The organism is Pseudorhodoplanes sp., assembly GCF_050250235.1.
Taxonomy (GTDB): Bacteria; Pseudomonadota; Alphaproteobacteria; order Rhizobiales; family Xanthobacteraceae; genus Pseudorhodoplanes.
In genome coordinates this window covers 1-10,793 of the sequence record NZ_JBFWPA010000169.1, presented here as the reverse complement: position 1 = coordinate 10,793, position 10,793 = coordinate 1, and the positions used below count along the sequence as shown (strand labels likewise).

Sequence of the window (10,793 nt, the reverse complement as noted above, 5' to 3'; positions counted from 1 at the left end):
CGCACCAATGCGAGGGCGGTCCGCACGGCGCTCACGGTGGAAATGTGGGATGCGATCAACGGCACCTGGCTCGAACTCCGTCGCTACGGCAACGGCCCCACCTCGCGGGAGGAATTGTCGCGCTTTCTGCGCTGGGTGCAGGAATCCTCGCTCCGCTTCGACGGTTCCGCCTACCGGACCATGCTGCGCAACGACGCCTACTGGTTTTCCAGGCTTGGCCTGTACCAGGAGCGAGCCGACAACACCGCCCGCATCCTCGACGTCAAGTATCACATGCTCCTGCCCGCGAACGAGCAGGTTGGGGGCCCGCTCGACTATTTCCAATGGGCAGCCATCCTGCGCTCGGTTTCGGCTCTGACATCCTACCACTGGGTCTATCGGGAGAATGTCAAACCCTGGCTGGTCGCCGATCTCCTGATCCTCAAGGACGAAATGCCGCGATCGCTCTCGAGCTGCTACGAAAACCTCGTTCGCTATCTCGACGCGATTGCGGTCGCCTATGGCCGCCAGGGCCCGGCACAACGGCTGGCACGCGGCGTGCGTTCGCGTCTGCAAAACGCCGAGATGGAAGCCATCTTCCAGAACGGATTGCACGAATTCATCCAGGAATTCATCGCCGACAACAATCGCATCGGGTCCACCATCACCCAGCAATATCTCGCCTGACCCCGTCCGCGGCGCTTGCCTTTACGGCGCGCAAAAGCCAGCATCCATCCCGCTCATGCGCATCCGGATTTGGCACGACACGACCTACCGCTATTCCTGGCCGGTGACCGGGGTGATCCAGACTCTCCGTCTGACGCCGCGCAACACCGAGGGCCAGTATGTCATGGGCTGGCGCATCGACGTCTCCGCCGATTGCCCCCTCACCTGCCATGTCGATGCCTTCGGTAACGTCACCCACACGCTGACCGCCGAAGGGCCGCTCGATACGCTTGTCGTGCATGTCGAGGGCGAGGCCGAAATCGAGGACACAAGCGGTGTGGTGAAAGGCACCATCGAGCCCTTTCCACCCACCCTGTTCCTGCGCGAAACGCCTTTGACGCAATCCAACGAGGAGATTTGCGCCTTCGCGCGCGACGTGACCGACAAGGTCGGGCGCGAACCGCTGCCGATGCTGCATGCGTTGCTGGACACGCTGCCGGCAACCATCGCGTTCGATACCGATCCGACCCATGCCCATACCAGTGCGGCCGAAGCCTTTGCACTGAAACGCGGCGTCTGTCAGGATATCAGCCATATCTTCATCGCATCGGCTCGCAGCCTCGGCATCCCGGCACGCTACGTCTCGGGCTATCTTCTCCGCGGCGATGGCCGCAATGAGCAGCATGCCGGTCACGCCTGGGCCGAAGCCTATGTCGAGCGGCTCGGCTGGGTCGGTTTCGACGCTGCCAATGGCATGTGCCCGACCGATGCCTATCTGCGGGTCGCGGTCGGGCTCGACTATCTCGGCGCGGCACCGGTGCGTGGTTCGCGCATTGGTGGTGACGGCGAAGGCCTTGACGTGCGCATCCGCGTCGAACAGGGCTCAGGCCGAAGTCACAATCAAGGCCGAAGCCAGAACCAGAATCAAAGCTAGCCCGCGGGGCAGTGACCTTCGCGCCATTTGACCTTTTGCTGAACGGCGGAATGAGGATAATGCCGCGGCCCGTTCGGGCGCCGGCACAGACGGAAGCTTACTCCCAATGACCTATTGCTGCGGAATTCTGGTGCGCGAAGGCCTCGTCATGATCGCGGATACTCGGACCAATGCCGGGCTCGACAATGTTTCGACCTTCCGCAAGCTGCATGTGTTCAAACAGCCCGGCGAGCGCATCATGGCGATTGCTTCCTCCGGCAACCTGTCGCTCAGCCAATCCGTCGTCTCGACGATGATCGAGGGGGTCGAGAACAAGGACACCGGCGAACGCGAAACACTCATGAATGCCCCGACCATGTTCCAGGCCGCGCAGCGAATCGGCCGCGTGGTGCGTGCCATTCACGACGATGAGTCGAGCGCGCTGATCGCGGCGGATGTGAAATTCGACGTGTCGTTCCTGTTTGGCGGCCAGATCAGGGGCGAACGCATGCGCCTGTTCATGATATATTCGGCTGGCAATTTTATCGAATGCACCACCGACACACCCTATCTGCAGATCGGCGAGCACAAATACGGCAAGCCGGTGCTCGACCGCGCGATCACTTACGGAGTCGATCTGTATGACGCGCTCAAGATCGGGCTGATCTCGATGGACTCGACCATGCGCTCCAATCTCGGCGTCGGCATGCCGATCGATGTCCTGGTGGCACGGCGCGACGCATGCGACGCGGAATTGTCCTATCGCATCGAACCGGGCGAGCCCTATTTTCACGATCTGCGGGAGCGCTGGTCGGCAGCGCTGCGCGCGGCCCATATGGCGATCCCGCGCCCACCCTACGCCGGCACCGGTTAGCCGGATTCTTCACGATCCGTTAACCACGTTCACCGAAAAAGCAGGGTCACGCGAGCTACCCCTCCCGGTTGGTTGCGCCGCAAGCGAATGGCAAGCTTTGTCCAATAGCTTTTCCGCATCCAAATCCGGCACTTAGGGAACATCGCGGTGGTCGAGACGAATGCGCGTTTCGCCGACAAGGGCGCGCAAGCCAGCTGGGACCGTGCCCGGCTGAGCATCGTCATTCCGATCAGCGTCATAGTCGCGGTTGCGATCCTTTGCGTTGTGATCGCGGTGCTGACCTCTGCGCGACGGGCAAATGAGGTCGCGCTCGAACACGAAAGGCGCCTGTTGTCGCGAGCGCTCTCCAATCACGGAGAGCAATTCCTGCGCGAGCTTGAGAGCGTCAGCGTCAACGAGGAGGCCGCACGCCGGATCCGCGACCGCTTCGACCGGGACTGGGTGCACAATCGCATCGGTCTGTGGCTGAAAAACTATTTCGACCACGATTTCGTCTTCGTGGCCGATGCATCCGACACACTCACCTACGCCCTGCTGGGCCGCGAGAGTGTCGAGCCGGGCTGGTTCAATTCGATCGTAGCTGAGCTGACGCCGACCATCGATTTTGTGCGTGGACGCAGCGGTGAGGAGCCAAAGGGTGCCCTGCGCATTTCGGATCACCGGGAGGGAGCCACCAGAAAGCGTGGCCGCGCCGCACTGATTCAGCGATTTCTGGGCCGGCCGGCTACCATCGCAGCCGCGCTGGTGGCGCCGAGCGTACAGATCGCAGGCGATCGCGAACGCGCGGCAATGCCGCTCATCGTGGCTGTAAAATTCGTCGACGAGGAGATGCTGGCCGAAATCGGCGCGCGCCTGCAATTGAACGAGTTGCACCTCACCGGAAATGCCGCGGCATCGAGCTCCCACACCGCTCACGAATTCAAGGACAGCGACGGCCAAACGCTTATGAGTCTGGCCTGGTCGCCGAAACGTCCGGGATCGGAGATCGTGACCAGCGTGATTCCGTTCATCGCGGTGGCCTTTGCAGGTTTTGCCCTCCTTGCGGCACTCATCCATGGCTACATGCGGCGCACCGCTGCAACCATTGCGCAGGGCGAGCAACGGCTGCGATATCTTGCGTTGCACGATCCGCTTTGCGGACTTCCAAACCGCAACTATTTCGGAGAGCGCCTGGAAGAGGTCATCCGGGACGTGCGCAACGGCGCGCCTCCGGCGGCGGTATTCTATATCGACCTCGATCACTTCAAGGACGTCAACGACACCCTCGGTCATCCGGTCGGCGACGAGTTGATCCGCAACGTCACCGCTCGACTGTCCGGGCTGCTGCGCCCGGAAGACCTGGTCAGCCGTCTCGGCGGCGACGAATTCGCGGTGATCATCGCCGGCGCCGACGACGTTGCTGCCCTGCAGCGGACGGCAGAGCGCATCATTTCGGCGATCTGCGCGCCCTATCTCATCGCGGGCCACAGCATCCTGATCGGAGCGAGCATCGGCATCGCGATCGTTGACCACCGGTCAGAGGACGCCGCAGCCGACGTCATGCGCTACGCGGATATGGCGCTCTACCGTGCCAAGAACGAAGGGCGCAACCGTGCCTGCATCTACGACGCGGCGATGGATGCCGATCTTTCCGAGCGTAAGCTGCTCGAACGCGATCTGCGCGAGGCGATCGCCTCCGATCAACTGCGCATTGCCTACCAGCCAATCGTCAATGGCAGCGGCGACACCATCCTGGGCGTCGAGGCCCTCGCCCGCTGGTCGCATCCGGTCCGCGGCGATATCGAACCCTCGCGCTTTATTCCGATTGCCGAGCATTCCGGGCTGATCATCGAGCTGGGCGAATGGGTGTTGCGGCGCGCCTGCACCGAAGCCAAGGCCTGGCCCGGCCTGGCCGTGTCGGTCAACGTCTCGCCCCTGCAATTCCGCCGCCCCGACTTTGTGGACACCGTCGAACGCATTCTGGCGGAGACTGATTTTGACCCGGCCTTCCTCGAACTTGAGCTGACGGAAAGCACCCTGCTCGGCAATGTCGAATCCGCCGAGGTCGCCATGCACCGCCTGAAGGCGCTCGGGCCGCGGCTCGCGCTCGACGACTTCGGCACCGGCTATTCGTCGCTGGCCTATCTGCGGCGCTTTCCTTTCGACAAGCTGAAAATCGACAAGAGCTTCATTCGCTCGATCGAGCGATCCCCGGACGCAGCAGCCATCATCCATGCCATCGTCGGTCTGGGACGTGGTCTGGGCATGAAAGTGACCGCCGAGGGCGTCGAAACCGCCGAGCAGCAACTGTTCCTGCGCGCCGCGGGCGTACATTCGATGCAGGGCTACCGGTTCGGCCGGCCCGGCTCCCCCAGCCTGATTTCGACCCGGCTCGCGATGAACGGAACCCATCGCAGCATCGCAAGCGACGCCGCCGCGCTTGCGGGCTGATCGCCGCGCGCCTGCGCCATGCCACGTCGGGCATTGCGGCGCCTTGCCCAATCCGTAGGATGGCCAGCTTTTTAGTCAGACCATGAGAAAATGGGAGTGTCGGATGGCGGCCAAGGTTGCGTTGGTGACGGGTGCGGGTTCGGGGATCGGGCGCGCCTGCGCGATCGCTCTCATGAAGGACGGCTTCGATATGGCGCTGGCCGGCCGCCGCAGGGAATTGCTCGATGAAGTGGCGAAGGAGGGCGGCGCAATGGGGCGCAAGACGCTGGTCGTGCCCACCGACGTTTCCGACCCGGCCCAGATCAAGGCATTGTTTGCCAAGGTGAAGGAGACGTTCGGCCGTCTCGATCTGCTGTTCAACAATGCCGGAATTGGCGCGCCCGCCATGCCGTTCGAGGACTTGCCGCTCGAAAAATGGCAGTCGGTGGTCAATACCAATCTGACCGGCCCGTTCCTGTGCACGCAGGAAGCGTTCAGGATCATGAAGGAGCAGTCGCCGCGGGGCGGCCGGATCATCAACAACGGCTCGATTTCGGCACACACCCCGCGTCCGCTGACCGTCGCCTATACGGCGACCAAGCATGCCATCACCGGCCTGACGAAATCGACCGCCCTCGACGGCCGTGCCTATGACATCGCCTGCGGCCAGATCGATATCGGCAACGCGGTGTCGCCACTCACCGAGCGGATGGCGCAGGGCGTGATGCAGCCGGATGGCACGATGAAGCCCGAGGCCCGCATGGCGGTCGAGGACGTCGGCCGCGCGGTCGCCTACATGGCCAGTCTCACCCTGGAATCGAACGTGCTGTTCATGACACTGAAGGCAACGAAAATGCCGTTCGAGGGCCGCGGCTGATTTCGCTGCGAACGCTGCCCGACCCGGATGGATTTCCATCCGGGAATCTGTCTATTGACGCGTCGTGACGCTCGATATCGCCACGCTATTCGCGGTGACCGTCTTTACCATGGGTCTTGGCGGTCTGCTGCTGCTTTTCGCCTGGCTGCAGGCGCGCGGCACGACGGCTTTGGCCTGGTGGGGCGTGGCGTTTCTCATGTTCGCGCCTGCCAGTGGGCTGTTCGCGTTCCGCGGTCACATCTCCGATGTCTGGTCGATGCAGACGGCCAACGCGCTGATGCTGCTCGGCTATGGGTTGTTATGGACCGGCGCGCGGGTGTTCGAAGGACGCCGGCCCCTGCCCGTTTTCCTGGTTGCGGGATCGCTGCTTTGGTTCACCGCGTGCCAGTTCCAGCCGTTCCTGCTGTCGGCCACCGCGCGCCTGACGCTCGCGTCATGCCTGGTCGCCGGCTACAGCTTTGCGTTCACCCGCGAACTCTGGCTCGGACGGCACGACGGGCTGGTGTCACGCTGGCCGGTCATGGCCATCGTGGCCGTCCACGCCCTGCTGTTTCCGATCCGCGTACCCTATCTCCTGTCGGTGCCGTTCCCGCTTGGGGCGCCTGTGCGCGACGCCGATGTTTCTTCGCTGCTGATTTTTACCCCGCTGCTCTATGCCTTCGCCATGGTGTTTCTGTTGATGGCCCTGACCAAGGAACGCGCCGAGTCCAACCAGCGCCATGCCGCAACCGTCGATCCCCTGACCGGCATCCCGAACCGGCGCGGTTTCACCGAGCGGGCCGAACGCCTGCTGGGACGTTCGCGGCAGGTACAAAGCCCGGTGGCGCTCCTGCTGTTCGATCTCGACCGCTTCAAGACCGTCAATGACCGTTTCGGGCATCGCACCGGCGACGCGGTGCTGACGGTCTTCACCCAATCCGCCGCGCAATCGCTTCGGCCGCTCGATCTGCTAGGGCGTATCGGCGGAGAGGAATTTGTCGCCTTGCTGCCGGGGGTCAACGCCGAAACCGCAATCGAAGTGGCGGAACGCGTACGCACCAACTTTGCAACAGCCGCACGCGAGGTCGGCGGCCTGCCCGTCACTGCAACCGTCAGCGTTGGTACGGCTTGCGCGGTGCTGAGCGGATACGATTTCGATGCGCTATACGCCAGCGCAGACGCCGCGTTATATCGAGCAAAGCAGAATGGCCGCAACCGCATCGAACCGGGGCAACCACACACAGAGATGGCCCAGTCCCGCCGCAACGACCGCGACCTGATCACGGCCGCTTGACCGCGTTCCTCAATTCTTGCAGGAACCGATAGGGCAAATCCGGAGTTCCCAAGCTGTCGCAGCAACGCGAGGCGATCGCGATGAACGCATCCGCCATCCGGCCCCCTGTCCATTTGCGTGACGGCCACGCTGTTGAATCGCTTGCCGATGCCGCAACGGTTGTCCGCAGACATGCGACAGCCCATTGCAGCCTGGCGGCGGCCGCGCTGTTCCGGCGGCTTGAGCGAATGGAAACCGCCGACGAAGCCCAGTTTCTCGCGCTTGAGTTTCGTGCCTGGGCAGCCCGCGAAGGCCTGCTGCTGACCCATCCGAAGCGTTAGGTCCAATAGTACACGATTATTTCATATGGATTCCTCGCGACGCTTGAACCGCTTCGACCCGGCCGTGACAATCGGGCGTCGTCGGAGGGGATATGGGTATCCTGCAGTCTTGTCTTGGCGCCGTCGCAATTCCGGCGCTGGCTTTCGCATTCAGCGAAGATCACCGTGCGGTGAGCTGGCGTCGCGTACTGGCCGCGATGGCGCTGACAGTGGTTCTGGCTGCGTTGCTTCTCAAAATTCCCGCGTTGAGCATGGCCTTTGCCGCAGCCAATCACGCAGTCGATGCGATCGCCGGCGCAACCCGCCAAGGCACCGCTTTCGTATTCGGATATCTTGGTGGCGGTCCCCTGCCCTTCGACCCGAAATTTCCCGGCGCCGAGTTCATTCTTGCCTTTCAGGCGCTGCCGCTCGTTCTGGTCATGAGCGTCCTGACAACGCTGCTGTTTTATTGGCGCATCCTGCCGCCGATCGTGCGCGGTTTTTCCTGGGCGTTGGAGCGGACTCTGGGCGTCGGCGGCGCCGTCGGCCTGTCGACCGCCGCAAACATCTTCGTTGGCATGGTTGAAGCGCCGCTGTTCATCAGGCCTTATCTCGACAGGCTCACGCGTGCTGAACTGTTCATCGTCATGACCGGAGGAATGGCCGGGATCGCCGGCACCGTACTTGTGGTCTATGCGACAATCCTGCGCCCGCTCATCCCGGATATCGCCGGGCACCTCCTGATCGCCTCGGTGCTTGGCGCCCCTGCGGCAATCCTGATCAGCGAATTGATGGTGCCGGAAACGAATGATGATGCGACTGCAGGCGAATATTCCGATCCGCCGCCGGTCGCGAATTCGACCATGGATGCGATCACCATCGGGACTGGGCAGGGACTGTCGCTCCTGCTCAATATCATCGCGATGCTGGTCGTTCTGGTTGCGCTCGTGCACCTGGCGAACGCGATCCTCTCCGTGCTGCCCGAAATCGGCGGCACCGAAATCACCCTGCAGCGCATGCTCGGCCTCATCATGGCACCGGTCTGCTGGCTGATGGGCCTGCCATGGAGCGAAGCATTGCGCGGCGGCGAACTGATGGGCATCAAGACCGTCCTCAACGAGTTCATTGCCTATGTCGAATTGTCGAAGCTCGGCCCCGATTCGCTCAGCGAACGCTCCCGGCTGATCATGGTCTATGCGCTGTGCGGCTTTGCCAATTTCGGTTCGCTCGGCATCATGATCGCCGGGCTGACCGTCATGGCACCTCAGCGACGCGACGAAATCGTGGCGCTCGGACCGAAGACCATTGTATCCGGAACGCTTGCGACCTGCACCATCGGGGCGATCGTCGGCGCGCTGAGCTGGGCCTGATCTAGCCGCGGCGCGGTCCGCGATTCGTGAGAACGAATGTCAGAAACGCGGCGAGGAAAAACCCCACCGACAGGAACCCTATCGAGCGGTAATGCTCGCTAGCGTAAAGAACACCGGCAGTGGCCGAGCCGAGCGCCTGACCGACATAAAGCAGCGAGGTATTGAGCGCGACTGTTGCACTCGCAAGCAACGGCGCGGCCGTCACGAGACGCGCCTGCTGCATCGAATTTCCGGCGGTGATGCCAAGTCCGAGAACAAAGACCCCGATTGCCATCGCCGGGAGATGTCCGGCCCCGAGCGCGAAAATCAGGGCGCCAGCAGTCATCACCAGAATGAAGGAGCCCAGCGTGCGCTGGACGCCCCCCACCCGAACGATGCGGGTTGCGAGCAGATTGCCGATCAGTCCGGCAGCGCCGAGAAGCGAGAACAACAGGCCGGCCGCGGCTGGTCCGGTACCGGTCAGCTTCTGCGCCAGCGCCGCCATATAGACCGTGATGGAGAACTGGCCAGACATCTGAAACAGCGTGATCAGCAGGATGAGCGACAGCGTGCGATCACGTCCGATATCGGCGAAGCTTCGCAGCGACAGCGGGTAGCCCTGCAATCCGCCGGGCAGCGACAGAGCGTTGAGGACCGCGCTGACCGCGGAGATTGCGCCGATCACAACAAATGTCGCACGCCAGCCCAATTGAGCCGTGCAAATTGCGATCAGGGGAAGCCCCACGGCGATCGCAAGCGACCAGCCAAGAAATACGAAGGCGATAGCACCTGCCCGCTCCTTCTCCGGAACGATCAGCGCGATCGTGCTCGCGGCCTGCGGCGTATAGATCGCGACAACGGCTACCATCACCATGCGCAGCGCAAGAATCGATGCGTAACTGTCCACCAGAGCCGACAGGATGTATCCGGCAGCAACTACGCCGAGTGTCCCGCTCATCAGCAGGCGGCGTCCGACGCGGGTCGTGAGCCACGACACGATCGGGGATGCAAAGCACAGCACCACCGCGCCGTAGGTCACCAGCAGGCCGATATCGCGAACCGTGACGCCGAGGCCGGCCGACAGCTCTGCCAGCATGCCGGCCGGTGCCAGCACCGACACGCCGGTGATGAAATTCCCGCTCAGGAGCGCGAGGCGGGAGGACAGATGACTCATGCGGATGAATGACCGGAGCGGAAATCGCCGAGCAGACTTAGAGGAGCCACCGCACCTTGACCATGGTCGTGCGCTGCCTGCCATTGCAATCCAACCATGCGGGCGGATGGCGCCGGTCCGCCCGCCGCCTCAAACGGCGCCCAACCCCGTGGCGCAATCACGGGTTGCTGCGCGAGCGCATCATGACATCGCGGGAGACCGGCCGCTCGTCGCGCGAGGCGGCCGGATCCGGCCGGCCGAACGCCGCGAGAGCCTCGCTGCGAGCGTCCTCAGTGCAGCCGGAACACGCCGTCCACGGCCTTGATCTCGGATGGGCGGATCAGCCGGGAATGCGCGACCGTGACGGTATGCAACACACCTTCAATCGATTTCTCCCAGAAGCGAAGAAATTGGTTCAGTTCCGGGAAGTCCGGGCAAAGGTCGAAATTCTGCCAAACGTAAGTCTGCAGAAGCCAAGGGTGATCCGGGCGGCGATACAGGATTTCTGCGGTCGTAAGCCCGTATCCGTTCACCTGCTTTCGAAAGTCTTCTGATGGCATGTCAGTCCTCGCGGAAGCGATTCCCACGTTTTGTGAGACGCTTAGATTTCAATCCCGGTTCGCACCTGACAAGCCCAAAAAATGAATTTTGTTCCTAAAATCAAGGCGTTAGCAGCATAGGTCATAGGCTGCTGACAGACCAAAGCTCGAGCCGGCGAGATTTCGCGCTGCTAGCAGTCCCCCTTGACGAGTGCCAATTTTTTGGGTCAAACCCCTTGCGCGCGGACCGGTCGGCCCTAGATCGCCGACAACCGGGCTCACTCCCGGTTTTCCGTCTCAAAATTTTCGTTCTGCACACTGATGGAGGATACCCATGAAGTTCCGCCCGCTTCACGACCGCGTCGTCGTCAAGCGCATTGAGTCCGATGAGAAGACCGCCGGCGGCATCATCATCCCGGACACCGCCAAGGAAAAGCCCCAGACCGGCGAAGTCATCTCGGT

Annotated in this window: 10 protein-coding genes and 1 pseudogene; 9 read left to right on the top strand and 2 right to left on the bottom strand. The window is 62.7% G+C overall.

Annotated elements, in window-relative coordinates; genetic code table 11:
• From AB7F49_RS34655 to AB7F49_RS34620, 8 genes are all read left to right on the top strand, one after another.
• A partial coding sequence (locus AB7F49_RS34655) for an alpha-E domain-containing protein (protein ID WP_428530913.1) occupies positions 1 to 666 on the top strand: 666 nt, incomplete at its 5' end.
• 55 nt (positions 667 to 721) lie between these two features.
• The gene (locus AB7F49_RS34650) at positions 722 to 1,579 is read left to right on the top strand and encodes a transglutaminase family protein (protein WP_428530910.1); all 858 of its coding nucleotides are present in this window, start codon (positions 722 to 724) and stop codon (positions 1,577 to 1,579) included.
• 106 nt (positions 1,580 to 1,685) lie between these two features.
• Positions 1,686 to 2,432 (top strand): peptidase, encoded by a 747-nt coding sequence (locus tag AB7F49_RS34645; protein WP_428530907.1) that lies wholly within the window; start codon positions 1,686 to 1,688, stop codon positions 2,430 to 2,432.
• Positions 2,433 to 2,579: 147 nt separating this feature from the next.
• A complete protein-coding gene (locus AB7F49_RS34640) occupies positions 2,580 to 4,862 on the top strand; it encodes a putative bifunctional diguanylate cyclase/phosphodiesterase (protein WP_428530904.1) in 2,283 nt (760 codons plus the stop codon).
• A gap of 103 nt (positions 4,863 to 4,965) precedes the next feature.
• Positions 4,966 to 5,718, top strand: coding sequence for an SDR family oxidoreductase (locus tag AB7F49_RS34635; protein ID WP_428530901.1), 753 nt, complete (start codon positions 4,966 to 4,968; stop codon positions 5,716 to 5,718).
• A gap of 64 nt (positions 5,719 to 5,782) precedes the next feature.
• The gene (locus AB7F49_RS34630; RefSeq protein WP_428530898.1) at positions 5,783 to 6,991 is read left to right on the top strand and encodes a GGDEF domain-containing protein; all 1,209 of its coding nucleotides are present in this window, start codon (positions 5,783 to 5,785) and stop codon (positions 6,989 to 6,991) included.
• 80 nt (positions 6,992 to 7,071) lie between these two features.
• The gene (locus AB7F49_RS34625; protein ID WP_428530895.1) at positions 7,072 to 7,311 is read left to right on the top strand and encodes a hypothetical protein; all 240 of its coding nucleotides are present in this window, start codon (positions 7,072 to 7,074) and stop codon (positions 7,309 to 7,311) included.
• A 92-nt stretch (positions 7,312 to 7,403) separates the two neighbouring features.
• Positions 7,404 to 8,660 (top strand): NupC/NupG family nucleoside CNT transporter, encoded by a 1,257-nt coding sequence (locus AB7F49_RS34620; protein ID WP_428530892.1) that lies wholly within the window; start codon positions 7,404 to 7,406, stop codon positions 8,658 to 8,660.
• Position 8,661: 1 nt separating this feature from the next.
• On the opposite strand, the gene AB7F49_RS34615 is transcribed toward AB7F49_RS34620, so the two are convergent.
• Together AB7F49_RS34615 and AB7F49_RS34610 are read right to left on the bottom strand one after the other, a co-directional pair.
• Positions 8,662 to 9,813: an MFS transporter gene (locus AB7F49_RS34615; RefSeq protein WP_428530889.1), complete on the bottom strand. Its 1,152-nt coding sequence runs from the start codon at positions 9,811 to 9,813 to the stop codon at positions 8,662 to 8,664.
• Positions 9,814 to 10,082: 269 nt separating this feature from the next.
• A complete protein-coding gene (locus tag AB7F49_RS34610; protein WP_428530886.1) occupies positions 10,083 to 10,352 on the bottom strand; it encodes an usg protein in 270 nt (89 codons plus the stop codon).
• A 313-nt stretch (positions 10,353 to 10,665) separates the two neighbouring features.
• Here AB7F49_RS34610 and AB7F49_RS34605 point away from each other — a divergent pair.
• Positions 10,666 to 10,793 (top strand): annotated as a pseudogene (locus tag AB7F49_RS34605) (co-chaperone GroES); the annotation flags it as partial.

Bases quoted from the DNA above. Each gene is read 5' to 3' on its own strand.
- AB7F49_RS34650 (WP_428530910.1), top strand. From the start codon at position 722: ATGCGCATCCGGATTTGGCACGACACGACCTACCGCTATTCCTGGCCG.
- AB7F49_RS34610 (WP_428530886.1), bottom strand. From the start codon at position 10,352: ATGCCATCAGAAGACTTTCGAAAGCAGGTGAACGGATACGGGCTTACG.
- AB7F49_RS34635 (WP_428530901.1), top strand. From the start codon at position 4,966: ATGGCGGCCAAGGTTGCGTTGGTGACGGGTGCGGGTTCGGGGATCGGG.
- AB7F49_RS34620 (WP_428530892.1), top strand. From the start codon at position 7,404: ATGGGTATCCTGCAGTCTTGTCTTGGCGCCGTCGCAATTCCGGCGCTG.
- AB7F49_RS34625 (WP_428530895.1), top strand. From the start codon at position 7,072: ATGAACGCATCCGCCATCCGGCCCCCTGTCCATTTGCGTGACGGCCAC.
- AB7F49_RS34615 (WP_428530889.1), bottom strand. From the start codon at position 9,813: ATGAGTCATCTGTCCTCCCGCCTCGCGCTCCTGAGCGGGAATTTCATC.
- AB7F49_RS34645 (WP_428530907.1), top strand. From the start codon at position 1,686: ATGACCTATTGCTGCGGAATTCTGGTGCGCGAAGGCCTCGTCATGATC.